This is a genomic window from Treponema sp. J25, from assembly GCF_004343725.1.
Taxonomy (GTDB): Bacteria; Spirochaetota; Spirochaetia; order Treponematales; family Breznakiellaceae; genus J25.
In genome coordinates this window covers 127,879-152,260 of record NZ_PTQW01000010.1, presented here as the reverse complement: position 1 = coordinate 152,260, position 24,382 = coordinate 127,879, and the positions used below count along the sequence as shown (strand labels likewise).

The 24,382-nt window shown below is 49.4% G+C and carries 20 protein-coding genes and 1 CRISPR repeat array; of the genes, 11 read left to right on the top strand and 9 right to left on the bottom strand.

Going from position 1 to position 24,382, the window contains the following annotated elements; all coding sequences use genetic code 11:
• From cas4 to C5O22_RS03375, 7 genes are all read left to right on the top strand, one after another.
• Positions 1–628 (top strand): CRISPR-associated protein Cas4 (gene cas4, locus C5O22_RS03405; protein ID WP_347812556.1); only part of this gene is annotated, 628 nt, incomplete at its 5' end.
• Positions 628–1,659: a type I-C CRISPR-associated endonuclease Cas1c gene (cas1c, locus tag C5O22_RS03400; RefSeq protein ID WP_132779796.1), complete on the top strand. Its 1,032-nt coding sequence runs from the start codon at positions 628–630 to the stop codon at positions 1,657–1,659. The genes cas4 and cas1c, both read left to right, overlap by 1 nt.
• Before the next feature lie 15 nt (positions 1,660–1,674).
• A complete protein-coding gene (gene cas2 / locus C5O22_RS03395; RefSeq protein WP_132779795.1) occupies positions 1,675–1,965 on the top strand; it encodes a CRISPR-associated endonuclease Cas2 in 291 nt (96 codons plus the stop codon).
• A 204-nt stretch (positions 1,966–2,169) separates the two neighbouring features.
• Positions 2,170–5,107: a CRISPR direct-repeat array (repeat unit 33 nt; unit sequence GTCGCTCCCCTCGCGGGGGGCGTGGATTGAAAC).
• Between the two features lie 114 nt (positions 5,108–5,221).
• Complete coding sequence (locus C5O22_RS03390) at positions 5,222–5,455, top strand: hypothetical protein (protein WP_132779794.1); 234 nt, start codon at positions 5,222–5,224, stop codon at positions 5,453–5,455.
• On the top strand, positions 5,424–5,627 hold the full coding sequence (locus tag C5O22_RS03385) for a hypothetical protein (RefSeq protein ID WP_132779793.1): 204 nt from the start codon (positions 5,424–5,426) through the stop codon (positions 5,625–5,627). The genes C5O22_RS03390 and C5O22_RS03385 overlap by 32 nt, the downstream gene beginning before the upstream one ends.
• 162 nt (positions 5,628–5,789) lie before the next feature.
• Positions 5,790–6,398 carry a hypothetical protein gene (locus C5O22_RS03380; RefSeq protein ID WP_132779792.1) on the top strand — a complete coding sequence of 203 codons (609 nt, stop codon included), beginning with the start codon at positions 5,790–5,792 and terminating at the stop codon, positions 6,396–6,398.
• A gap of 363 nt (positions 6,399–6,761) precedes the next feature.
• Positions 6,762–7,904 (top strand): ERCC4 domain-containing protein, encoded by a 1,143-nt coding sequence (locus C5O22_RS03375; RefSeq protein WP_132779791.1) that lies wholly within the window; start codon positions 6,762–6,764, stop codon positions 7,902–7,904.
• A 35-nt stretch (positions 7,905–7,939) separates the two neighbouring features.
• On the opposite strand, the gene C5O22_RS03370 is transcribed toward C5O22_RS03375, so the two are convergent.
• Together C5O22_RS03370 and C5O22_RS03365 are read right to left on the bottom strand one after the other, a co-directional pair.
• Positions 7,940–9,790, bottom strand: a complete 1,851-nt coding sequence (locus C5O22_RS03370; RefSeq protein WP_243692856.1) for a YgiQ family radical SAM protein — start codon at positions 9,788–9,790, stop codon at positions 7,940–7,942.
• Between the two features lie 18 nt (positions 9,791–9,808).
• Positions 9,809–10,033 carry a NifU family protein gene (locus C5O22_RS03365; protein ID WP_132779790.1) on the bottom strand — a complete coding sequence of 75 codons (225 nt, stop codon included), beginning with the start codon at positions 10,031–10,033 and terminating at the stop codon, positions 9,809–9,811.
• Positions 10,034–10,320: 287 nt separating this feature from the next.
• On the opposite strand from C5O22_RS03365, the gene C5O22_RS03360 reads away from it, so the two are divergent.
• Complete coding sequence (locus C5O22_RS03360; RefSeq protein WP_132779789.1) at positions 10,321–11,676, top strand: ATP-dependent 6-phosphofructokinase; 1,356 nt, start codon at positions 10,321–10,323, stop codon at positions 11,674–11,676.
• 61 nt (positions 11,677–11,737) lie between these two features.
• Here C5O22_RS03360 and C5O22_RS03355 read toward each other — a convergent pair whose 3' ends face one another.
• A complete protein-coding gene (locus C5O22_RS03355; RefSeq protein WP_132779788.1) occupies positions 11,738–11,980 on the bottom strand; it encodes a hypothetical protein in 243 nt (80 codons plus the stop codon).
• Between the two features lie 163 nt (positions 11,981–12,143).
• Here C5O22_RS03355 and C5O22_RS03350 point away from each other — a divergent pair, with 163 nt between their 5' ends.
• Complete coding sequence (locus tag C5O22_RS03350) at positions 12,144–12,572, top strand: hypothetical protein (protein ID WP_132779787.1); 429 nt, start codon at positions 12,144–12,146, stop codon at positions 12,570–12,572.
• A gap of 80 nt (positions 12,573–12,652) precedes the next feature.
• Here C5O22_RS03350 and C5O22_RS03345 read toward each other — a convergent pair whose 3' ends face one another.
• On the bottom strand, positions 12,653–13,942 hold the full coding sequence (locus C5O22_RS03345) for a sensor histidine kinase (protein WP_165910386.1): 1,290 nt from the start codon (positions 13,940–13,942) through the stop codon (positions 12,653–12,655).
• Positions 13,932–14,723, bottom strand: a complete 792-nt coding sequence (locus tag C5O22_RS03340) for a TrmH family RNA methyltransferase (RefSeq protein ID WP_132779785.1) — start codon at positions 14,721–14,723, stop codon at positions 13,932–13,934. The genes C5O22_RS03345 and C5O22_RS03340 overlap by 11 nt, the downstream gene beginning before the upstream one ends.
• 299 nt (positions 14,724–15,022) lie before the next feature.
• On the opposite strand from C5O22_RS03340, the gene C5O22_RS03335 reads away from it, so the two are divergent.
• Together C5O22_RS03335 and C5O22_RS03330 are read left to right on the top strand one after the other, a co-directional pair.
• The gene (locus tag C5O22_RS03335) at positions 15,023–15,757 is read left to right on the top strand and encodes a GntR family transcriptional regulator (RefSeq protein WP_132779784.1); all 735 of its coding nucleotides are present in this window, start codon (positions 15,023–15,025) and stop codon (positions 15,755–15,757) included.
• Positions 15,758–15,889: 132 nt separating this feature from the next.
• Positions 15,890–16,735, top strand: a complete 846-nt coding sequence (locus tag C5O22_RS03330; RefSeq protein ID WP_132779783.1) for an SDR family oxidoreductase — start codon at positions 15,890–15,892, stop codon at positions 16,733–16,735.
• Positions 16,736–17,047: 312 nt separating this feature from the next.
• On the opposite strand, the gene C5O22_RS03325 is transcribed toward C5O22_RS03330, so the two are convergent.
• The 4 genes from C5O22_RS03325 to uxuA form a co-directional block, all read right to left on the bottom strand.
• Positions 17,048–18,466: a family 4 glycosyl hydrolase gene (locus C5O22_RS03325; RefSeq protein ID WP_132779782.1), complete on the bottom strand. Its 1,419-nt coding sequence runs from the start codon at positions 18,464–18,466 to the stop codon at positions 17,048–17,050.
• Between the two features lie 151 nt (positions 18,467–18,617).
• On the bottom strand, positions 18,618–20,723 hold the full coding sequence (locus C5O22_RS03320) for a glycoside hydrolase family 3 N-terminal domain-containing protein (protein WP_132779781.1): 2,106 nt from the start codon (positions 20,721–20,723) through the stop codon (positions 18,618–18,620).
• A 196-nt stretch (positions 20,724–20,919) separates the two neighbouring features.
• Positions 20,920–22,980 (bottom strand): alpha-glucuronidase, encoded by a 2,061-nt coding sequence (locus C5O22_RS03315; protein ID WP_132779780.1) that lies wholly within the window; start codon positions 22,978–22,980, stop codon positions 20,920–20,922.
• A 158-nt stretch (positions 22,981–23,138) separates the two neighbouring features.
• The gene (gene uxuA / locus C5O22_RS03310) at positions 23,139–24,215 is read right to left on the bottom strand and encodes a mannonate dehydratase (protein WP_132779779.1); all 1,077 of its coding nucleotides are present in this window, start codon (positions 24,213–24,215) and stop codon (positions 23,139–23,141) included.
• Positions 24,216–24,382: the final 167 nt, after the last annotated feature.

The following is a 24,382-nucleotide window of genomic DNA, read 5'->3' as shown; positions in this document are numbered from 1 at the left end:
GCGCTCATGGCAGCGGATACTTTGCAGAAGACAGTGGGCCCTTATTCACATAGAAAATCAATGGCATGAAAATATTTTAACTTATGAAGGGCGTCTATTGCATGAAAAAGTAGATGATCCTTATGTTTTAGAAAGCCGAGGAGACGTTTTTATCAGCCGCTCTGTACCTATCGTATCGTACCAACTAGGTCTTATCGGAATTTGTGATCTTATTGAATTTGTAAAAGATTCAAAAGGTGTATATTTACCTCAAAAACAAAATAATTATCAGCCTTATCCTGTAGAGTATAAGCGAGGAAAACCCAAGCATGAACCTGTTGATGAAATCCAGCTCTGTGCACAAGCGATTTGCCTTGAAAACATGCTTTCGACAGAAATATCTACAGGGTATATTTATTACGGACTTACACGTCATCGAGAAACTGTCATTTTTTCCACTAAGTTAAGGGATTTAGTCTATCAAATTTCTCAAGAAATGCATGAATATTTTTCACGCAAATACATACCAAAAGTAAAACCGTCAAAATCTTGTCGTTCTTGTTCTTTACATGAGATTTGCCAACCAGAAATCATGAACAAAAAAGAATCTGTTTATTTTTATATCCAAAATTATTTGGAGAACTTATAATGAAGAAACTTCTTAACACAATTTACATCACCAGTCCTGACGTGTTTGTTTCTCTTGAAGGAGAAACAATAGTCATAAAAAAAGAAGAGGGGGTTTCTACAAAGGTTCCGCTACATAACATAGAAAACATTGTATGTTTTAATTACCTTGGTGTAAGCCCTGCTTTAATGAAAGCTTGTGTTGATAGAAATATAGGCCTTTGTTTTTTAACACCCCATGGAAGATTTCAGGCCCGCATAATCGGTCCTGTCCATGGAAACGTGTTACAAAGAAAAAAACAATATTTCATCTCAGAATCTGAGAAAGACTGTGTACCTATAGCTAAATCGTTTTTAATTGGAAAGATTGCAAATTGTAGAAAAGTTATAGAAAGAGCTCTACGTGATCATGAATTAGTAGTAAACACAAAGAAATTAGGGAATGCTTCTATTTTTTTAAAAAACATTATTAGAATGATACCTGATTGCACTTCTTTATCAGAACTTCTTGCATTTGAAGGTAGCGCTGCAAAAACGTATTTTGGTGTTTTTAATGAGCTTATACTTCAACAAAAAGAAACATTTGTTTTTAACGAACGATCACGACGACCACCTATGGATAACGTAAATGCGCTTTTATCATTTTTATATACTCTCCTAGCTCACGAAGCAGGATCCGCTTTAGAAACGGTGGGACTTGATCCTTATGTAGGTTTTTATCATCAAGATAGACCTGGAAGAGCATCTCTAGCATTAGATCTCATGGAAGAACTTCGTCCTGTTCTTGTAGATAGACTTGTTCTCTCACTAATAAATAGGAAACAAATAGATAGTAAAGGCTTTATTAAGAAAGAAAGTGGAGGCATTATAATGGACGATGATACACGATCAATAGTTATTAAAAGCTGGCAAGATAAGAAGAAAGAGATTCTAAGGCATCCCTACTTAAATGAAGAAATTCCTTATGGACTTCTTCCTTATGCGCAGGCAATGTTATTGTCAAAATATATTCGGGGAGATATAGATGGATATCCTCCCTTTCTATGGAATTAGAGAGAGGAATAATTTATGATGGTTTTAATTACTTACGATGTAAACACAGAAACCCCAGAAGGTAAAAAAAGATTACGACAAGTTGCAAAGGTATGTCAAAATTACGGACAACGGGTACAACATTCCGTTTTTGAATGCGTAATTGATGGGATTATCCTCCGGAAGATACAATACCAACTTGAGAAAATCATCAATAAACAAACTGACAGTATTCGTTATTATTATATGGGAGAAAACTGGAAATATAAAGTTGAACATATAGGTGTTAACCATAATTTTGATATAGAAGGACCTCTTCTATTCTAATCCTCTTTAACTTTATTGTTCTTTGAAACTATAGGGAAGGAATATTTGCGAACCAGGAGTGAACAGAGAAAGGCCAGCAGTTTCGCACAAATAAAGATTATTTTTTACATTAAAAATTGGAGATAATGGAAAAATAAACAGATATACATGAGATATAGTTGCACATATAGTAGTATAAGTGTATAAAATACACTGTATTTTGCGGTCGCTCCCCTCGCGGGGGGCGTGGATTGAAACTGATGAGAAAAAATGTGTATATATAGAGGCAGAAGGTCGCTCCCCTCGCGGGGGGCGTGGATTGAAACAAAAAGAAATCACATAAAAAAGAGTGTCAGTTTGGGTCGCTCCCCTCGCGGGGGGCGTGGATTGAAACCAGCATACCGGTAAATACTGGATGGAAGAAAAAATGTCGCTCCCCTCGCGGGGGGCGTGGATTGAAACCTTGTCTGGGAGCGAATTTATAATTTTGATTTCATGTCGCTCCCCTCGCGGGGGGCGTGGATTGAAACACATCATTATAATAACACGCCATTACAATCTTGTAGTCGCTCCCCTCGCGGGGGGCGTGGATTGAAACTCCAAAAGTAAGTAGGACCGTTCGATTTTGTACCGTCGCTCCCCTCGCGGGGGGCGTGGATTGAAACTCCTCTGAGTCTGTATTACGGATACTTCGTCCACGTCGCTCCCCTCGCGGGGGGCGTGGATTGAAACCCGTATAACTTTTTTAAATTCCTCGAATGGCTCCATGTCGCTCCCCTCGCGGGGGGCGTGGATTGAAACTGTAAGGGCTTACCGCCTATACATCGGACCGGTTGTCGCTCCCCTCGCGGGGGGCGTGGATTGAAACTGCCCTCCATAATATTTTTCTAGGGCCTCCGCCCAAGTCGCTCCCCTCGCGGGGGGCGTGGATTGAAACATAAGTCGGTCTATCTCGTTTGCCATATTCCCAGCGTCGCTCCCCTCGCGGGGGGCGTGGATTGAAACTTATCCTGAGAACCGCCATTACCATACCAGCCCGGTCGCTCCCCTCGCGGGGGGCGTGGATTGAAACCCCCTGTATCCGGTACTAAGTACCGGATAATCCTGTCGCTCCCCTCGCGGGGGGCGTGGATTGAAACATCGCAATGAAGTACCCCTTATCTACTTAATATAGTCGCTCCCCTCGCGGGGGGCGTGGATTGAAACAGGATTATCCGGTATACCGGATAAGGAGGGAATGTCGCTCCCCTCGCGGGGGGCGTGGATTGAAACATAGATAATTGAGGAGAGATAATTATGAGAGGACGTCGCTCCCCTCGCGGGGGGCGTGGATTGAAACTATTAACACCAAAAATATAGCCACAATACTATTGTCGCTCCCCTCGCGGGGGGCGTGGATTGAAACATCCATGCTGATTGCCTGCCGGTTAAATGGAACCGGGTCGCTCCCCTCGCGGGGGGCGTGGATTGAAACTGTCCGGTATACCGGATAAGGAGGGAATTATGACTAGTCGCTCCCCTCGCGGGGGGCGTGGATTGAAACTTTGTAAAATGTATTGACAAGATAATAATATTATGTCGCTCCCCTCGCGGGGGGCGTGGATTGAAACTCTTCCAAGGCCCGTACGTTACCGTTGTAGCTCCTGTCGCTCCCCTCGCGGGGGGCGTGGATTGAAACAGGCTGAATATGTACGCTTGCCCGATGTCGTCGAGTCGCTCCCCTCGCGGGGGGCGTGGATTGAAACATTGCAATCGATAATCGCCACACAAAGCCCTTCATGTCGCTCCCCTCGCGGGGGGCGTGGATTGAAACCCCAATTACCATTGATATCACGTATGCGCTGGACGGTCGCTCCCCTCGCGGGGGGCGTGGATTGAAACATACAGTTTTTGCTATATAGCAAAAATTGAATGTGTCGCTCCCCTCGCGGGGGGCGTGGATTGAAACAGTCTATAATCGTCGAACAATTTTTTCGAGAACATGTCGCTCCCCTCGCGGGGGGCGTGGATTGAAACTATCACTCTAGGAGTGGTACAAAGTACCTGCTACAGTCGCTCCCCTCGCGGGGGGCGTGGATTGAAACTACGGTCTCTTGTACCGTATTTTCTAAAACCCAGTGTCGCTCCCCTCGCGGGGGGCGTGGATTGAAACCTATACAGCAACTCCAAATTTCCGGGGCGCCCTGTCGCTCCCCTCGCGGGGGGCGTGGATTGAAACATCTAGGCTTACATAGCCTAAACTTGCGAGTCGAAGTCGCTCCCCTCGCGGGGGGCGTGGATTGAAACGAGTATTAAGCAAGCGAGGCCCCAGCAATCGCATCGTCGCTCCCCTCGCGGGGGGCGTGGATTGAAACGGGAGTATCCTCCGATACATCCCCAGTCATTGCCGTCGCTCCCCTCGCGGGGGGCGTGGATTGAAACCCGAACTGAAAACCCCTGTCATGGACCTCCTGTACGTCGCTCCCCTCGCGGGGGGCGTGGATTGAAACGAGTATTAAGCAAGCGAGGCCCCAGCAATCGCATCGTCGCTCCCCTCGCGGGGGGCGTGGATTGAAACTGGTCGTCCTCATTATCATACGATATTGTTAGGTGTCGCTCCCCTCGCGGGGGGCGTGGATTGAAACATCCTCGTCCGGGAGATCTCGTATAAGAGACCTAGTCGCTCCCCTCGCGGGGGGCGTGGATTGAAACGATGTCTATAAAGAAGGCTAATGCTGACGTGCAGGCTGTCGCTCCCCTCGCGGGGGGCGTGGATTGAAACTACTTACATGCCGGCAACGGCAAATATGCCTAGAGTCGCTCCCCTCGCGGGGGGCGTGGATTGAAACTTTATATCCATACTCCTGCTCCATAAGCTTTATGTCGCTCCCCTCGCGGGGGGCGTGGATTGAAACTTAACGAAGTATCGAGGCAGCGAAAAAGACCTACCGTCGCTCCCCTCGCGGGGGGCGTGGATTGAAACTGATGAACGTGCTCAAATCTAAGCGTTAGGAGGTGTCGCTCCCCTCTCGGGGGGCGTGGATTGAAACGCCTTAGCTTCAAAGCCAGGCTCAGAATCCACCTGTCGCTCCCCTCTCGGGGGGCGTGGATTGAAACACAGCGATGATGTTTGGGGCGGGGCACCGGAGGTGTCGCTCCCCTCTCGGGGGGCGTGGATTGAAACCGTCACAGTCCGCACAAGCGGATAGGGTTTGCATGTGGTTCCGCTGTGGGGGCCTTTCGAGCAGAAAAACATTTCTTTACTCATATATGTAACACAATATCCAGAAGGAATTCTATGAATAAATGGATTAGTATATTGATCGTAAATTTTTTAGTCTGTGTAGGAATATATGCAGAGGGATTTGGCTTTAATCAGTTTGAATACGAACCTGATCCTGCACCTACGATTGATCTAAGTCGAGCCCTTTCATTGAGTCCGGAAAAATTGACTATCAATAGGAAAAAACTTAAAGTAGAAATGTTTTATGAGAAAGTGTATGACAAAGACCGATGGGTTGATGTTTTATAGTACTAATAAAGCAAAAACAAAATATGAGGTGTTTATAGTAACCGTAGGAGAAAGGGGTATAGCTAAAATTGCCCTTGAAGATTTTAAAGTATTCAGAGATTCTGTTGGAGAAACCCCTAATTTTATTACAGAGGAAAAAGAATATGGCTCTATTAGCTGGACTAAGAAATAATTACGTCTGACTCCCCAGGTCCCTACGAGAGCCCTTGACAAGAAGGCTATTCTGGCTGAAAAGTTAAGCAGAGGCAAACAAACAGCCCGGGTTTGTTCGTTTGGGGAGCCTTTGCTAACACCACCATTATCGAGGTTCCCGCTAGTACTTTCTTAGGTTTATATGGGAATAGAACCTTGCGTTATTTTAGACAATCAATATGGTATCATAACAAAAGAAAGCCTTATCACATCTATTTCTGATAAGACAGGCTTCCCTGTCTATAATAAACGGGACAGTAAAAAAGGAAGTATCGGTCCTCATTGGGAACTGAGTACACTACCAGACTTTGCGGGTTATGAAGCCTGGGATTTTAGTTTTCAGAAAGCTCATGGCAGTTGGGAGTGGAAAAACATCGTCTTCTCTACGGAGGATTACTTTATTGTCACTCCTCCTTTTGTACTTTGTCGGATTGAACAATTTGAACATATAACCTGGCAAGGTATCCTTCGCGTATTCCAGTTACACAACGGGGAAGAAGATCAGTATTTAAAAGACGCATGGAAACACATGATTGCTTCGTACAAAGAATTTGGAGAACTATTTTATTCAAGCAAAATACTTGTCTGCGCCGATGCAGAGTGTGAGGTAATTCTGGAAATACTCCGGGAAAACTTTACCGACAAGGCCCTGGAAAAGCATTACTACAAATTACTGAAATTTGATACTCCTTTGGACGAAACAATACCAGACGAAACTCAGTACCTGTATTTTGAAGAATATACCGACTAAATCCGGTTCCTCCATTGAGCAACAAATAGATTCCGGCCTCACCCCTATTACACATAACGGATGGCAACCTTTTCTACAAACCTTTCTGAACGATACCTTCTCAGCTAATCAAACAAGTTCAATATAAAGGGATTGACAAATGTACAACACATTACGATAGTTTATGCAAATCAGGATGGGTGCAGGCCCGTCCTGTGGCCAGCAGACTCCCGGATTTGTGGCCGGGCAAGCCAATACTGGACCAGGGACGGTGGAAGTTTCCACCGTCTCTTTTTTTTACGGTATCGGGCAACCTATTTTAAAGAACACTATTTTAAAGAATAGACCCTTGTCAAACCACCTCATCTCCGTAACAATAGCCGTATGGGCCTTGTGTGGATTGTTCAGAAAACAGGAAATCCCCGTTTTCCCATACGGATCGCCATTGAACAGGAGGGCAGAACCCTTTTTGCAGTACGGGCCCAGGATGCCTGGCCAGGCCAAAAGGGGAATGTTTTCTGCATTCGGGATGGGACACCACCGGATGAACGGGATCTATTCGAAACGGTAGAGCGTATACCGGTTATCTCCTTTGATCGTTTTGGAAAGAGTCTCCGCATCACCCTGGACCGGCCTCTTAAAAAACGCTGTGAATTCCTTATTTTACAAAAGGCCTATAAAAATCGTCCCGGTAGTTATGAACAGATCTTTTTTAAAACCCAGACGGCTCAACGAGAACATCGGTCCCGTTCGCGGCTATCCCTTCGTCCTGTTAAGACATCCTTTACGGTCGTTGTTGATACGGCAGAAAAGTATCCCTGGAAATTTCCCAAGGCCCAGATTGAAAAACGAAAGCTCCCCGCAGGAGATTATGCGCTCATCCATGAAGATACAATCCTTGCGGTGGTAGAACGAAAAACCTTCCAAAATCTGCTTACCGATTTTTCCCGTATTGCCATGCTTCACCAGGTCCTGCGGGAATTAGAAACCCTCCCCCATGCGGCTCTCGTCATCGAGGCTGATTATGGTGATTTTCTTAACCCGGAGCGATTAGAACATTCCTATAAACCTGCCCATTGCTACCGGGTCTTATCGGAGCTCCAGGCCATGCATCCCCATCTCCCCATCATTTTTGCTCGCACCAGAAAAGAAGCAAACCTCTGGACCTATGGCTTTTTCCGAGCGGTATACCGCAAATCCCTTGAGGAACGGGCGAGCCAGGAAACAGAGCTTACTGCTGAACCGGTGGTTCCTTACGTCGCCGAACTCCGCCTGGAACAGCGAATTCTTACAGCCCTCCGGGACAATGAAGCCGTAACGGCTACTACCAATTCCAGCCCTGTAGGGTCTGCCGTTTCAGGGGTCAGTTTTACTACCCTTCAGGAAGTCCTGACTGATGTGGATGAAACCTCTTTGAAGCGGATCCTCCAGCGCCTTAAGAAACAGGGCCGAATTGACTCTATGGGCCGGGGCAACGTCCGGCGCTGGTTTTTAATAACAGAAAAGCCCGCAGACCCATCCGAATAAAACATCCGGTAAAAGAACCTCAGCCAGCAAAGCCCCTACTCTCTGGACTCTCTAAGCCCGAGGGTACGGCTGAGGTAAAGCTTCCCCAGTTGTCTCAGGGCATCCCTGACCAGGGGATGATTTTCTTTTTTGTTAAACTGTAAGAGGGCCCGTTGGAGCCGCCGTTCCCGTTCGCCCCGGGGAACAGGGATGGCCTTCATGGTTCGGGGGTCCAGTCCCGTATAATACATCACCGTTGCAAGAGAACCAGGGGTGGGATAAAAATCCTGAACCTGGTCGGGCACAAAACCGGTCTTCTTAAGGTACAGGGCTAATTCCAGGGCATCTTCCAGGGTCGAACCAGGATGGCTCGCAATAAAATAGGGGATCAGGTACTGTTTTTTTCCCAGTTCCTGATTAGCCCTGGCAAAAAGCTTTCGAAATTCTTCGTATACCTGGCTGCCTGTTTTTCCCATCGCATCAAGAACCCGGGGGGTAATATGCTCCGGCGCCACCTTAAGCTGGCCCGATACATGGTGGGCACAGAGCTCTTTGAGAAAAGCAGAACCTTCGGTGGTATCCAGCAAAAGATAATCAAAACGAAGTCCTGAACGGACAAACACCTTTTTAATCCCCGGAAGGCTACGCAGGGCTTGCAGAACTTCCCGGTACTCCCGGTGAGTGGCCCGGAGATTAGGACAGGGGGCTGGGTATAAGCAATCTCGATGGGTACAAACACCCCCTCTTTTCTGTACCTCACAGGGAAGACTAAAAAAGTTTGCCGTCGGCCCCCCTACATCATGGATGTACCCCTTAAATTCAGGATGCTGCACCAAGCCCCGGGCTTCTCGAAGGAGGCTGTCCTTACTTCGATGTTGTATTATCCGTCCCTGATGAAAGGTAATAGCGCAGAATGAACAGCCCCCAAAACAGCCCCGGCTTGAAACAAGCGAAAAGGCCACTTCCTGTAAGGCGGGGACCCCGCCCATGGAGGCATACATCGGGTGGGCCTCGCGGGTAAAGGGAAGTTCGTATATTCGATCCAGTTCGGCCGTATCCAGAGGAAGGGCCGGCGGATTCTGCAGAACATAACGGGTATCACTTTTTTCTATCAAAATTTTACCCGACAGAGGGTCCTGGTTCCGCTTCTGGAGCATAAAGTGTTCGGCAAAACGCCGTTTTGCCTCCGCCGTGGGCTCCCGTATTTCTTCAAAGGAAGGGAGCTCTATCACCTTCTGAGGATCCACCTGGGGAACTCCGGACCCCCAGACACAGGTACTCCGCACATCCCGGATAGTTTCAATGGGTTCTCCCTGGGCAAGGCGCCGGGCTATTTCCAGAATAGGCCGCTCTCCCATACCATACACCAGGAGGTCCGCCTTAGAGTCCAGGAGGATAGAGCGACGCACCTTATCGGACCAGTAGTCGTAGTGGGCAAAGCGACGCAGGCTTGCCTCGATACCGCCGATAATGATGGGCCGCTGTTCTCCTACCAGTTTGCAGGCACGACGAAGACCTTCCACGTATACCAGGGTTGCCCGGTCAGGCCGAAACCCCACCTTTCCCCCTGGCGAATAGACATCCTGGCTGCGGGGCTTTTTATTTGCCGTGTAGTGGGCTACCATGGAATCCAGGTTTCCTGCCCCCACCAGGAAGGCCAGACGGGGGAGCCCCAGGACAAGATATGAGGCAGGGTCTTCCCAGCGGGGCTGGGGAATAACCCCTACCCGAAAGCCGGCGGCTTCAAGGACCCGGCCAATCAACGCCGCCGCAAACGAAGGATGATCTACGTAGGCATCGCCTGAAACAAAGATAAAGTCACAGGTATCCCACCCTCGCTGGGCAAGATCTTCTTTAGAAACGGGAAGAAAAATACGGTTGTCGCTTGTTTTTTCCTGGTGCTTCAAAGGGAAAAAAGAAGAACCTTATACACCCACTACCGAGGTAACTTCCGGTACCACCTTTTTCAGGTATTTTTCGATTCCCATCCGAAGGGTCATCTGGGAATAGGGGCATGATCCACAGGCACCGGTTAACTTAAGGGAAACTACCCCATCGTCGGTTACCGAAACCAGTTGCACATCACCACCCTCGGCCTGTAAGGAGGGACGCACATCTTCCAGAGCGGCCTTAACCTTTTCTTCTAACATCAACACTACTCCTCATCTCATCCTGTCAAAGGACAGGAGCAATAACCACCATATTGGTACACTACCAAAATACTCATAATAGCAAGAAAGAACAAGGGGCCTTTCCCTCGGGGTAAAGAATTCCGGAGGAAGACCCTTTTTTACCAAGAAAATTCTGTAGGCCCGTCCTATTTCTCTCTTTTCAAATTGAAACAAGAAGGTCTTTTCAATTATAGTAGAGAAAAGAAAAGGTGCGCCGGCAGGGGGCATCTTTTCTACCCTAGGGAATCTTCCTAAAGGAGCCAGCCATGAGTGATACCTACGATTTTACCATCGAAGAACTAGGCAAACGAACCATAGAGTCCCCCATCAATCTTTCAAAGGTCGCGGGGGACTTTATTGCCAACTATGTGTCTGATAATGAATATGTGCTGCTTTCTCCCGAAGCCCGATTAGGAGAACAGCCACCGATTGACCGAAAACAGGTGTTTGAAAAAGCCGGCCCCCGAGAGAAGATCTATTTTTCTCCCAAACATGTCCATGCCGCAATCGCCACCTGCGGGGGCCTTTGTCCGGGGCTCAATGACGTTATTCGGGCTATTGTCCGAAGTCTCTGGTATCGATATGGGGTCCATCGTATCTCGGGGATCCGCTATGGCTATAAGGGCTTATTACCGGAATACAATTTTGACGTAAAGCCCCTGGACCCTGATATTGTGGATGACATTCATAAAATCGGGGGGACCATCCTGGGGACTGCCCGGGGCGGGGGCAAACAGGTAAGCGATATTGTAGATTCTCTGGAACGGCTTAACATCAATATCCTCTTTACCATCGGTGGCGATGGTACCCAACGGGGGGCCCTGGATATCGCCAACGAAATAACCCGTCGGGGGTTAAAAATCGCCGTCGTAGGAATTCCCAAAACCGTAGACAATGATTTTTCGTATATTGATAAATCCTTTGGGTTTGATACGGCCGTGAAAAAGGCGGTGGAAGCGGTTACGGCGGCCCATATGGAGGCTCATTCCCAGATCAACGGGATTGGCCTTGTCAAAGTGATGGGCCGGGAATCGGGCTTTATTGCGGCCCACACGGCGTTGGCCAGTCATGAAGTAAACTTCGTATTGATACCGGAAGTTCCCTTTGACCTTGAAGGGCCCAATGGGTTCTTTGCCCATCTTGAAAAACGGCTTGAACGCCGAAACCATGCGGTAATCGTCGTCGCCGAGGGGGCACTTCAGGATCAGCTTTTAAAAGAGACAAAAACCGACGCCTCGGGGAACCTAAAATTCGTGGATGTCGGAGTCTACCTGCGGGATAAGATCCAGGAATATTTTGATAAAAAGGGAATTGAAATTAATCTGAAGTACATCGATCCCAGTTATATCATTCGGGCTTCGCCGGCGGAGCCTATCGACTCTATTTATTGTGAACGGCTCGGGAATGCAGCGGTGCACGCAGCCATGGCTGGGAAAACAAAGGTTTTAATTGGCCTTGTCAACAACGAATTTGTCCACCTTCCCATGCAAATGGCTATCTCCAAGCGCCGTCATGTGGATCCAGAAGGGAGCCTGTGGCGGGATACCCTGGAAGCCACCCATCAACCTATTTTGATGGTGAACAGTGAAACCCTCTCCCAGGCGTTGGGGGTAAAAAAATAGCTGGCAACCTACAATAGGATCCTAAAAAAGAAAAACGGTCAAAAGGTTTCTGGGCCCCCCATTAAAAACGAGGGGGTCTATTATTTACAACAAAAAATGAGAGCCCTTCACTCAAAATAAGGATTCCCCGCTGAGAAAGGATGGTCTTTTCCACCGAACAGAATGGGAATTTTTTTCCCGTTCCGCTGGGATAAAAGAGTAAGATTTTCTCTTTTTTAAAACCATACAAGAGTGCCGTTCTGAAAGAAAAAAAGAGGGGTGGTACTTCCTTACGACGCCCCTCTTCATGAAAAATGCAATTCATATCAATACAAATAAATATAAAAACAACGGTGCCGTTATTTATTTTTTATTTTTATCCAGTTCTTCTACCAATGATTGGCACGCTTTCTGCATATACATAGATGAAGCCGATCGTTGATCGGACCGCTTTCTAAAGAAAGCACCTTATGAGAAGGAGTAATACCATGAAACGCATAGTTGGTATTCTTATGATTGGCCTCCTCACCGCAGGAGCCCTTTCCGCCCAGGCCTTTGGTCCTGGCCCCGTAGGTCCCGGCGCTGCCGTAGCAACCCAGAATCTGCAAATTACCAAGATAGAGGGTAAGCTTGCCCTCGTAAACGGGATGATCGCCGTTCAGAGCGGCGGTAAAACCTACTACGTCCGGGGAATCAATCAACTGGTGGGGTTCATCGATGGCCTTAAAGAAGGGGCCTCGGTAAAACTCGAAGGATATGCTGTCCAGTTCCCCGCCGCCCCCGAATACTATCACTTTATGGTTACCAAACTCACGGTGGGAAACAAAGACTATGACCTTTCCAATCGTCCTTTTGCACGGGGCATGATGGGTAGTGGTTTCGGAATGCAAGGTAAGCGGGGCGGCCGCGGCTGGTAAGCAGTGATAAGCCTCATCTAGGCTGAGAAAAGAAGGGCCCCCGATCTCAGGAGAGATCCCCGGGGCCCTTCTTTATTGTTTTAGAGCGGTATCTCTAGAAGAATCCGGGCTCCTCCCTCTGGACGATTTTCTATGCGCATCGTTCCTTTGTACTGAGCAACAAGGGCTCGTACATCCCGTAATCCTAAAGCATGGGAGGTACTAAAACGACTATCTGGAAGGGTCCTATCCTCCATAATGGCCTGAATAATTTCTGGTAAAAAACCCGGCCCCGAATCTTCCACCCACAAACGGATTCTCTCACCATCTTTAGCCTTGTATTCCTCCGCTCCAACACAAAGCTCTCCCGCCTGTGTGTATTTTAGACCGTTATCGATCAGGTTGGAAAGAATTCTTACAAGGTCGTTCCGTTCCAGGCGAGGGAACCGAACCTTTTTGGGTACCCGATTAACAAGCTGGATATTTCGAAGGGCCATAAGACTACGCTGCGGGGCCAGGAGTTCTTCTACCGTATCATGCAAAGAAGTGCTCCTTAATCCATTACGGGGAGTCTCAGGGTCTAATACCGATTCTACCAGATCCAGCAACAATTTATTGGAACGCCCCAAAATATCTACATAGCGCTTCTGTTCTTCCGTAAGGTCCGTCGCAGCCAACATGGCCTGCACCGCCATGATACTTGTCAGGGGAGAACGAATGTCGTGGGAAAAACTCGCAAGCCGTTGTATCCCCGATTCTCGCACCTCTTTGAGGAGTTCTTCGAGCCGTTGATTCATCCGTTTTCGAGCCAGGGCCAGTTGTTCAAGCCGACGATAATACGAACGGATAAACAGATTGATAAAAAAACCAAGAGTATGAAGTATCCCGATAGCAAGCCAGAGGTTAACGAAAAAAATCTCATTCCGCCGGGGATAGAAGAACCAGGCAAGGCTATCAAACAGAAGAATCAATCCATAGATTATGGGAGCAGTCAGGTTCCAGGGAGAATATACCCCATCTAACAAAATAATCCCCATATAGACAAGGGCTGAAAAGGGAACTAACTGGACCGCCACCATGGGATCGGTAAAAAAAAGGAAAAGGTAATAGCCACTCATAAAAAGAAGCGCCCCAAACAGGAAAATTACCGGCGCTCCGCCTTTTCTCTTTCTTATCAGCCAGAGGGTAAGAATCGTATCCAGAGAAAGGGCAGTATTAATAACGACAAATGCATTGGGATGAAATAGCCCCTCCAGAAGAGCAGAGAGTACCATGAGGGGCAACACAATGAGCAGGAGGGCCACAAAATTTTCATCCCGAATACGATGAGGAGAGGGGGGCCCCAGTTCCCGGGGACCAAGGAAAAAAGCAAGGATAGGTTCACATACCATAGGAGACCAACTCATGCATGCAAATAGTCGCCGCCTGGGCCACATTCAGGCTTTCGATAGCCCCTGTTCCGGGGATCCGTACCAGAAGCGCACAGGATGACCGTACTTCCTGAGAAAGCCCTCGCTCTTCATTTCCTACTACAATAGCAATAGCCGGTAGATGGCCTTTTTCACAAAATCGGTCGGGGTAGCGATCCTGTAACACCTTCATTCCCTCTCGGATCTGAATCGGCGAGCGATGATCCGCTCCTACAAAGAGAATTTCTTTCCCATACTGGTTAATGCAACGGGCCAGGGAAGCAACCTTCCAGAGCGATACGTATTCCATACCCCCTTCGGCAACCCGATAGGCACTGGTGGTAAGTCGAGCTTCCTTATCATGGCGGGAGAGAATCACCGATCGGAGACCAAAAAAGGCGGCCGAACGAATGATAGCGCCAAGATTATTATCATTTCCTACATCATCGAGGAGGATGCCTATACCTCCTTCCCTTACCCACCGACGGACTTCCTCAGAAGAAAGCTCAGGAATTTCCGGTTCCCGAATCATGGCCACAATCCCTTGATGCCGGGGACTTTTGCAAAGCCGTTCCAGTTCTTCATCATCACAGATCTTATAGGGTCGATGATGAGAAGCTAGGTATTTACAGGTTTTGCCAAAAAGCTGGGCCCGATCTTCCCGAAAGAAAAAACGATGTATCCGTTCCGGGTGTACCTCTGCCAAGGCCCGTACCGCATTTAAACCACATACGGCGAGCTCACCGGTCAGTTTATTTCGCATGGTAATAAAGTATATGCCAGAGGATAAGATTACACAACGGGGAACATTTCCATAGGAAAATGCCGCCACAAAAAAATCGGGAAAACAAAAGAAAGACCTTCCCCTCCTAAGAAGTTGGTTGGGACTTTATCTCTCAGACTTTATTCTCTGGATTCTCTGCACCCGTGTTTTTTAGGAGCCCCATAGATATATATTAGAATACCAGCTAGCCCTAATATATCAGTATAAGGTATAATACAAGAACCGGTGCATCCGGCAGAGTTGAGGTCTGTATCGCTCTTAAGATATGGGGGCTTTGTATGGATATAAAAGGGGCTGCTAAAACAAACGGACTTACTATCAGTGAGAATGTATACTACACCCTCCGAAAAAACATTGTAAACCTTCACTTACGACCGGGAGAACTATTAAACGTCCGGGAGATCACCGAGAAACTCCACGTAAGCCGGACCCCCGTTCGAGAAGCCCTGATCAGGCTTGAACGGGAAGGCCTTATCGACGTGGTACCCCAGGTGGGGACCAGTGTTTCCAAGATAGATCTCGATCGGGTAGAAGAAGAAAAGTTCATCCGCTCCACCCTGGAAGAAAAGGTTATCGAACTGTGCCTTGAATCTCCCCTCCAATTCATGTTGCCGGACCTTGAAAAGGCCCTGCTCCACCAGGAAGCGGCCCTGCAGGATGCGGATGCCCTTACCTTTCTTGAATGGGACGATGAATTCCATCGCAGCATTTTCCACGCCATGAACAAACAGATGTGCTGGGACCTGATACAGAAAAACTCAGGCCACTACCGACGGGTACGTATCATGACCATGTGGTATAAGGATATCCGGGCTTCCGTTCTTGAACAGCATCGCCAGATTTACAGCACCATCAAAGAAAAGGATTCTTCCCGGCTCTATTCCCTTGTACACGATCACTTTACCCGGATAGTGATTCAGGAAAAAGAGTTGATGCAGGCCTTTCCCGATTATTTTAAGACAAAACCCCTTACCACCGACCCTCTGGTGTCAAGCTTTATAAGCGCTGGATAAGGAGGAGAAAGGATACACCTGCAAGAAGGGGCTTTGTAAGGATTTTCAAATCAATGAAAAAGAACGGCCCCATCCAAGCACCCAAACAGGAGCTATAAACCCACATAGTACATAACACAGCGAGGAGTACCTATGAAACGACTTACTAGCAAGGTTATCGTGATTACCGGCGGGGGTGGAGTCCTCTGCGGCGCCATTGCAGAGGGCCTTGCCCGGGAAGGGGCTCAAGTGGCTCTGTTAAACCGTACCTTTGAAAAGGCCGAGGCCGTGGCCAATCGGATACGGGCACAGGGAGGGCAAGCCCTGCCTATCGCCTGTGATGTCCTTTCCAAAGCCCACTGTGAAGAGGCCCGAAAAAAAGTGATAGACGCCTTTGGGCCCTGCGATATCCTTATAAATGGGGCGGGTGGGAACGACCCCCGGGGAAGTACGGCCCGAGAAACCTGGGAAGCCGGCGACCTAGAAAAGGATGGCAGTGCCGCAGCGGGGAGTTTTTTCTCCCTCGATCCCGAAGGGATTGAGGCGGTGTACAAGCTTAATTTCATGGGTACCTTTATTCCTACCCAGGTCTTCGCCCGGGACATGATCGGAAGGGCCGGCTGTTCTATTATCAATATTTCCTCCATGGGGGCCTTTGCCCCAATGACCAAAGGCCTCGCCTACTGCGCCGCCAAGGCGGCTATCAATAACCTGACGCAATGGCTCGCCGTTCATTTTGCCCCCGCGGGAATCCGGGTAAACGCCATTGCCCCCGGATTTTTCTCCACCGAACAAAACAAACACCTCCTGTGGAATCCCGATGGCAGCCCCACAACCCGAACCGGCAAGATCATTACCCATACCCCAATGGGACGCCTTGGTAAGCCGGAAGACCTCATCGGGGCAGCCCTCTGGCTCTGCGACGAGGGGGCTTCTGGTTTTGTAACCGGTGCGGTGATTCCTGTGGATGGGGGGTTCATGGCCTATTCGGGGGTATAAAAAAGAGCCCGGCACATGCCGGGTCTTTTTTTAAGGAAGGTGCCCTATGTTGATGGATGGAACGATATAGGTCCGGCTTTGTGTCGCCGAGTATCGATGGGGCGCAGGGCGCACCCGTTACCCTTCCTTCCCTGCGGAAGGGCACCGCCGGCCAGAGGACCAGAAGGTAGCTCACTTTTTTATGGCGTGAATATGTGGGAAAGGGGTATTCTCCGGCGGCTCCCCCTTCTGCGAGGGGGGCCACCAGCCAGAGGCCAGACAACACCCCTCTTCTGCGAGGGGCACCCAGAGGTCGCCCCTTCAAAGAGAAACCTATTTTTTGGAAACGTGAAAATGTTGCCGTAGTTCTTCGTGGAAGGGAAGCGCAAAGATTGCATCCCAGACCTTCTGCACCTGTTCATAGGAACGGGTCCGGGGATCTCGAATAAGGATTTCCTCCAGCACCCGTCGATCGCCGGTGGTAAAGGCTTCCAGGGCCCATTCCATTCGCAGAATGCGGGGCATAAGGTACATGGTAATGATACGACGAGGAAGGGCCGGTTCAATCGGTTCGCGGTGGATTCCGGACCTTTCGACCATCACCGGTATTTCCACCACCACATCATCGGGAATTCCCTGAATGGTTCCTTCGTTAGGAAGATTGAGGACAAGCCGCTGGGCTTTTTCCGTTTCTCGCCCCAGAATAAAGAGGATTTGCTGCTCGCCACTTAAGGCTTCCCTGGGGAAGATATCGGGCCACCGTTCCGTGACCCGTATAGAGGAATCAGAACGAACCTCCTGGGCAATCCGAAGCAACCGCTCTTTTGCGGCCCGGAGCCCTCGATGAAGTTTTGGTCGCTCAATCTCATTATCGATGCTTCCAAAAGATCCAAACCACTTCTTTTTTGTTTTAAGATTATAGTTATACTTCCAGCTTCCATTACGACAGGTATCCCCGATAGGAAGGAGCCCATAAAACTGATACATGTCCATCACGGCGGGACTCATCTGAATATCCCAGGGACCGGTAGATCGCCAGGAAGGGAGCTTTTCCTGGATCCATCGGTCCAGCAGAGGGTAGGCATTCTTCCCCTGATACATGAAACGATTAAGCCAGATCCCGTGATTCACCCCCGCGACCTGCCAGTCCACTTCCTCAAAGGGGAGCCCCAGGGCCCGGCAAACCTCCTGGACCCCTCCATGACCATGGCAGAAACCAATGGTTTCCACCGGCGAAGAGCGGCGCAACAGTTGGGTAATCTCAAAAACGGGGTTCCCCGTCTGAAGGATAACGCCCCGGGGGCTTTTTTGCTCCATGGCTCGAGCCACCGATAGGGCTACCTTGAGATCGTAATAACTACACAGGGCATAGGTGTAGGTGGATACCATGTTGAATTCCTGGGCATCCACCCCCCGATAGTAGCCGTGTTTTTCCCCCACCGCCACTAATTTTTCCCAGGAAGTAAAACCATCATGCTCTTTCGTGGTGGGATAGGCGAGAACCGTATTTATCACATAGGACGCCCCTTCCACCGCTTCTTCCAAGGAAAGGGTCCTAGTGATAGTGATCGGTGCATCCAGTTCGTCACAGTAGCGCCGGGCCAGAACAAAGGCCGCCTCAAGTCGCGCCTCGTTTATGTCCATGAGACAGATCTCAGGCTTTTTCGAGGCGAGTTCCGGCGTTTTTGCCAGGTCTCCAATCAACTTAAGCGCATAGCGCACACTACCCGCTCCAATGATGCTCAGTTTCATCTTACTTCCTCCCTTTCCCTGCTATCTCCTCTGGTGTGTACAACATCTCCCGGCGGACAGGAACCGCAGACAAAAACGCAGTCCCCCTCCCCTTGAGACCACCTCTGGGTTTTCAGGGACATTGGCCCTTAGCACCGCCCTTCAGGGGCTCCTACGGGCATTGTATGTGAATGAGCCTCCCTTCAGGGGCTCCGAGTTCCTGGGCCCGATTCCCCGGGGAAGCAAAACCTACATAAATTTCGATAGTTCCCTTTGGCAACACCCTATGGCCTTCAGGGTCAATACAGGCAAGCTGTTCAAAGGGAATCTGGTACCGCACCTCTTTTTGTTCACCCTGAGCAAGGGTACACCGCTTAAAAGCCACCAGGGACCAGCGGGGAACCGGGAAGGGGGCATCACTCCAGTGATAGTACACCTGGAGCACCTCCTCCCCCGCCAGGGGCCCTTCATTCTTGACAGAAACAGCAAGATCCAGTTCTTTTCGGCCATCGCCGGACCACGCGGCCTGCAGCTTTTGTATACCCATCCTGGTATAACTTAACCCAAAGCCAAAGGGATACAGGGGACTTTCTTCCATGTATCGATAGGTTCTGCCCCGCATGGAATAATCTTCAAAGGGGGGAAGCTGATGTACCGAGCGCGGGAAAGTTACGGGAAGCTTGCCAGAAGGGTTTGTTTTTCCAAAGAGGACCCGGGCTACCGCATCGCCCCCCGCCTGTCCGGGATACCAGGCCATAAGAATCGCATCGGCCAGTTCGTGAAGCTCCGGAGAACAAATAGGAGCCCCCCCCAGGAGAACCACCACCAGGGGTTTTCCCCCTTCTTTCAGGCGCCGTAAGTAATTGAGTTGCTCTTCGCTAAGATTAAGGTCTTCAAAATCGCCATAGGTGGGCGAAAGGATGGCATCCCCCTCTTCCCCCTCTACACTGATATCCCGCCCCATCACCGCAATGGTGACATCGGCGTACTTGGTGACCCCGCTGGCCCAGTCATTGGGGTTAATCCGTTTTTCCGCCAGGGGACACCCCTTCTTGTAGCAAACCGTAATTTCAGGGCCCGCCGCTTCCACAATACCTTCCAGTACAGTCTTGAGCTTTGAGGAAACCCCCGCATAGTTACCCAGGAGGGCATCGATATTGGTGGCATTAGGACCGGTAACATAGATATATGAGAGGTTTTCCTTCTTTAAGGGGAGAATCCCATTATTTTTTAGCAGGACCAGGGATTTTTCTGCCGCCTCTAACGCCAGCTTCCCATGGACATTCCAATCGATCTGGGAAAGGCTAATCTTCTGATAGGGTCCATCGTCATGGATAAGGCCCAATTTATCAAGGGTAGTAAGAAGCCGGCCAACCGCCCGATCAATATCCTCCTCGCTGATATACCCCTTTTCCAGGGCCTCCGCCAGGGATCGATAGGCATCGCCACAGTTTAGGTCACAGCCGGTTTTAAGAGCCAGGGCGATCGATTCAAGCACATCGGCGGTTACCCTGTGGTTCTTATGGAAATCACAAATCGCCCAGCAATCGGATACGACGTGGCCGGTAAATCCCCATTCCCCCCGGAGCTTTTTCTGCAAAAGGAAGGGACTCCCACAGGCGGGTTCCCCATTCACCCGGTTATAGGCCCCCATGACGCTTTCCACCCCTGCTTGGACCAGGGCTTTAAAGGCGGGGAGGTAGGTTTCTTCCAGATCCTTTGGGCTTACCCGGGCGTCAAAGGTATGCCGTAACCCTTCAGGGCCGGAGTGGACCGCATAGTGCTTGGCACAGGCTGCGGCCCTGAGGTAATAGGGATCATCCCCCTGGATACCCCGTACAAAGGAGGTTCCTAACTGGCTTGTCAGGTAGGGGTCCTCCCCATAGGTCTCCTGCCCCCGTCCCCAGCGGGGATCCCGAAAGATGTTGATGTTGGGGGCCCAAAAGGTAAGTCCCCGATGGTATCTATCTGCCTGATGTTTTCCCACGGCGTTGAACTTTGCCCGGGCTTCCAGGGAAATCGCCGTGGCCACCCGATGCACCAGGTCGGGATCAAAGGTGGCCCCCAGGGCTATAGCCTGGGGAAAAACCGTGGACTCCCCGTTGTTTGCCACCCCGTGGAGAGCCTCGTTCCACCAGTTGTAATCGGGGATTCCCAGGCGGGGAATCCCCCGCGCTCGGTGGATCATGAGCCCCATCTTTTCTTCGAGACTCATCTCACGGATCAACGCCTGTATCCGTTCTTGATGGTTCTGAGAGCCTTCTGTCTGTTTTGTCATGGAATAACTCCTTCTCTTCTTCCGCAAAGCGGAAGGGCACTCTTTGGGCTTTTTCCCCTCAGGGGATAATTTTTAGGAGCGCCTTTTTAGCATAGTTTTTTATTTTTCTTTTTGCTATCGGACATTTTTCTGATAGGAACCTAAAAAGGCCCCGCTGAATCGAATTACCTTCCGTCGCGCACCCTTTCTGTCATTGTTAATAAATGGGCCGCCCCTTTTCATCGGGGATGCCACTTTTTCGGTAGAAAAAGCTGTTAATCACATCCCGCCATTGCCGGGCATTTTCCTCCTGCTGCACAAAACGTTGCTGTACTTCGGTAAAGACAACCGGATCAACAGAGCCTTCTAAACGGTTCCACTCTTCCTGAAGGGCCCGCATTTCCTCATAACCTTCAAAGTGGGCATCGTAGTAGTTTTGAATGAGGGTCTTGCCGTTTTTCATCACATAGGTATAGGGAAGCCTATGGAAGAACAAAATAAGTTCCTCTGGACAGGTCTCCCGCTTATCATATCTATCCCGCCAGTAGGGGCGATACTGGGTTGTGTACCCCGTACCGGTACTTGTCCTATCAACCCCAATTTCTGTGTGGGTAGCCCGATGGTAGGTTCCCCAGATCGAATATTCATAGCCCTCGGGACTCGGGCCATAATGGGTCCCCGGAGTTACCATCCACCCCAGTCCATAGGGGGTGGTATATTTTTCATAGACCGGCCAGGATTTCTGGAGTATCGCAACCACCCGATTCACCATGGATTCATCATTACTCAGGGTGCGCCGTACCCACTCCTGGGCAATGGTTTGAGCAGAAAGGGTAGGATCCCAGGCAAGGCGCCCAAAGGCATACCAATTGGCCTGGGCAAGCCAGTGGCCTGTCCAATTAGCATCTCGCCCAATGTTTGCCACCGCCGCCATTCCTCCATGGGGCCGGCCCCAGGTAGAACCACTGACAATAGAAGCCACCGTTGCGGGCTTTCCTTCAATATGGGGATCGAAGGAAAGTATCTCCTGCCATTGGGGAGCCAGGTAACAGAGATCGATCTGGTGCCCCGTGTATTCCTGGGTAATCTGCAGTTCGAGGATCTGGTTCGTTTTTTCCATAGTCCCAAACAGGGGCGCCACGGGCTCTCGAACCTGAAAATCCAGGGGACCATTCTTAATCTGGAGGATTACATTATCATCAAAATCCCCATCCAGGGGATGAAAAATATCGTAGGCCGCCCGGGCCCGATCAATGGTTCTATCCCGCCAATCCTGAAGCTTATACACAAAGGCCCGCCAAATAAGCAGCCCCCCATGGGGACGCAGGGCCCGGGCAAGCATATTGGCCCCCTCTGACTGGGAACGACCATAGGTGTGGGGCCCCGGGTTATACTCCGAGTCGGCCTTAACCAGAAAACCCCCAAAATCGGGGATAGCTTTATAAAGGACCGCTGCCCGTTCTTGCCACCATCGTTGCACCCGTTCTTCCAGAGGGTCCGCCGTATCGAGACCTCCCACAATGACGGGGCTCATGAAATTAACGCTTAGATACAACCGCACCCCATAGGGGCGGAACAGTTGAGCCAAACGGACCAGATCCGGCAGGTATTCTCCGGTGAGCAGAAAGGGCGCCCGCTCTTTTACATTCACATTGTTGATGACCACCCCGTTTATTCCTATCGATGCAAGAAGGCGGGCATAGTCGGTTAATCGATCCGTATCATCGGTGATCTTGTTATTTTCAAAGAAAATAGAACGCCCCGCATATCCCCGTTCTACAGAACCATCCAGGTTATCCCAGTGGTTAAGTATTCGCAGGGGATTTCGGGGTTCTTCGATAAGGGTAAGGGTAGTATACGAGATCCCCTGTTGCAGGAGCGAAAAGAGGCGAAACACCCCATACACGAGGCCTTTGGGGTCCTTAGCCCCAACGACCAAGCCCTTCTCCGGGGAGACATATCTAATCATAAAAGCTTCAGGATACTTTGGAAGAGGAACTCCCTCCAAAAGCTTCTGGACCTCGGGCCACGAAAAAAGGCCAAGAGAGAGGGTCCGATTGCCAGATTTCGGGACCTTGGTAAGGGAATACTCAAAAAAGCGGGAAAAAAAGTTTCCCACCTCTTTGGTCAGCACCCGGCCTGTTTCTGTGTTTTCCAACGAAGGATCGATAGCATAAAAGGCTATGTCTTTCTGAATTTGTTCCCGGAAAATCGTATAGCTACCCTTTTTAAGATAGGGATTTTCATAATCAAGCCAGCACCGAGAATAGGTATTCATCTTTCATTCCTCCACGTCCTGTAGGGACCAACACAGTTAACTTAAAGATCCCCATTTTACCACAACCTTCTTCCACCAGGTTTGTTCACCTGTTCACCTACAGAATAGGTATAAACCTTAGCAAACAAAATTCTATTACCGCTATCCTCCGCGGGCTTTCATTTTTTCCGGGGATATTCCTTTGAAAGGGCTTCCCACAGGCCATACATGTAGGCCGATCCCAGGGCCTGGTCGTATAGCCCATACCCCGGCATAGAAATTTCTCCCCAGATAGCCCTGCCATGGTCCGGTCGCATACAGCCGTCGTAACCGCTGTCATAGAGGGTTTTCATGATCCGATACATATCCAGGTCCCCATCGCAAGAGAGATGGGAAGTCTCGTCAAATTTTCCTGGACCAATAAATTTAAGATTACGGACATGTACAAAGTGAATCCGGTCTTTTAGTTCTTGAATAATCTGGATTACATTGTTAGCCGGATTGGCGCCGAGGGAACCGGTACACACCGTCACTCCATTCGAAGGACTCGGAACTGCCGCGAGGATCCGCTTCAGGTTAGCCAGATTTGTGACAATCCGGGGTATCCCAAAAAGTCCCCATGGAGGATCATCGGGATGAACCGCGAGTTTTATATCGTATCGCTCACACACAGGGGTAATCGCTTTTAAAAAGTACACCAGGTTATTAAAAAGGGTCTCCTCTGAACAATCATGATAATACGTCAGGAGTTCCCGCACCCGTGCAAGCCGTTCCGGTTCCCAGCCAGGCAGAATAAAACCGTTCGCCTGTTTCGAAAGCCAATCAAACAACTTCTCCGGCCCCAGTTCTTTTACAAGCTCATCGTCGTAGGAAAGCACCGCCGTTCCGTCGGGACGGGGTTTTGCCAGGGTCGCCCGCACCCAATCGAAGACGGGCATAAAGTTATACACCACCAGGCGTATTCCCTCTTCTCCAAGGGCAACCAGGGTCTTTTGGTAGTTTTCAATATACCTGTCCCGATCCCGGAAACCGGCCTTTATAGATTCATGAACATTGACACTTTCTATCCCTAAAAGGGAAAGGCCCGAACGTTCTATGGTTTCTTTAAGGGCCCGAATTTCATCCCTATGCCACTCTTCCCCGGCGGGTTTCCCATAGAGGGTACTAATAATGCCGGTTACATGCGGAAGCTGTCGAATCTTATCCAGGGTTACCGAATCGTATTCTTTGCCAAACCAACGGAAGGTAATATTCATGGATACTAGTATATTAGTACACCTTGAAAATTGTCAAGATAGAAAGTTCCATTCTATGGAAAACTGTACGCTCAATGAATAAAAACGTTCGCTCTTTTTCTATCAAATTCAAAAAGAAAAACTTTCTATTCTCATATCTCATACAAAAAAAACAAAAAGGGACCGCC

Excerpts from the sequence above, each read along its gene's own strand:
- cas1c (WP_132779796.1), top strand. The coding sequence starts at position 628 with ATGAAGAAACTTCTTAACACAATTTACATCACCAGTCCTGACGTGTTT.
- cas2 (WP_132779795.1), top strand. The coding sequence starts at position 1,675 with ATGATGGTTTTAATTACTTACGATGTAAACACAGAAACCCCAGAAGGT.
- C5O22_RS03390 (WP_132779794.1), top strand. The coding sequence starts at position 5,222 with ATGAATAAATGGATTAGTATATTGATCGTAAATTTTTTAGTCTGTGTA.
- C5O22_RS03385 (WP_132779793.1), top strand. The coding sequence starts at position 5,424 with ATGACAAAGACCGATGGGTTGATGTTTTATAGTACTAATAAAGCAAAA.
- C5O22_RS03380 (WP_132779792.1), top strand. The coding sequence starts at position 5,790 with ATGGGAATAGAACCTTGCGTTATTTTAGACAATCAATATGGTATCATA.
- C5O22_RS03375 (WP_132779791.1), top strand. The coding sequence starts at position 6,762 with ATGGGCCTTGTGTGGATTGTTCAGAAAACAGGAAATCCCCGTTTTCCC.
- C5O22_RS03365 (WP_132779790.1), bottom strand. The coding sequence starts at position 10,033 with ATGTTAGAAGAAAAGGTTAAGGCCGCTCTGGAAGATGTGCGTCCCTCC.
- C5O22_RS03360 (WP_132779789.1), top strand. The coding sequence starts at position 10,321 with ATGAGTGATACCTACGATTTTACCATCGAAGAACTAGGCAAACGAACC.
- C5O22_RS03355 (WP_132779788.1), bottom strand. The coding sequence starts at position 11,980 with ATGAATTGCATTTTTCATGAAGAGGGGCGTCGTAAGGAAGTACCACCC.
- C5O22_RS03350 (WP_132779787.1), top strand. The coding sequence starts at position 12,144 with ATGAAACGCATAGTTGGTATTCTTATGATTGGCCTCCTCACCGCAGGA.
- C5O22_RS03345 (WP_165910386.1), bottom strand. The coding sequence starts at position 13,942 with ATGGTATGTGAACCTATCCTTGCTTTTTTCCTTGGTCCCCGGGAACTG.
- C5O22_RS03340 (WP_132779785.1), bottom strand. The coding sequence starts at position 14,723 with ATGCGAAATAAACTGACCGGTGAGCTCGCCGTATGTGGTTTAAATGCG.
- C5O22_RS03335 (WP_132779784.1), top strand. The coding sequence starts at position 15,023 with ATGGATATAAAAGGGGCTGCTAAAACAAACGGACTTACTATCAGTGAG.
- C5O22_RS03330 (WP_132779783.1), top strand. The coding sequence starts at position 15,890 with ATGAAACGACTTACTAGCAAGGTTATCGTGATTACCGGCGGGGGTGGA.
- C5O22_RS03325 (WP_132779782.1), bottom strand. The coding sequence starts at position 18,466 with ATGAAACTGAGCATCATTGGAGCGGGTAGTGTGCGCTATGCGCTTAAG.
- C5O22_RS03320 (WP_132779781.1), bottom strand. The coding sequence starts at position 20,723 with ATGACAAAACAGACAGAAGGCTCTCAGAACCATCAAGAACGGATACAG.
- C5O22_RS03315 (WP_132779780.1), bottom strand. The coding sequence starts at position 22,980 with ATGAATACCTATTCTCGGTGCTGGCTTGATTATGAAAATCCCTATCTT.
- uxuA (WP_132779779.1), bottom strand. The coding sequence starts at position 24,215 with ATGAATATTACCTTCCGTTGGTTTGGCAAAGAATACGATTCGGTAACC.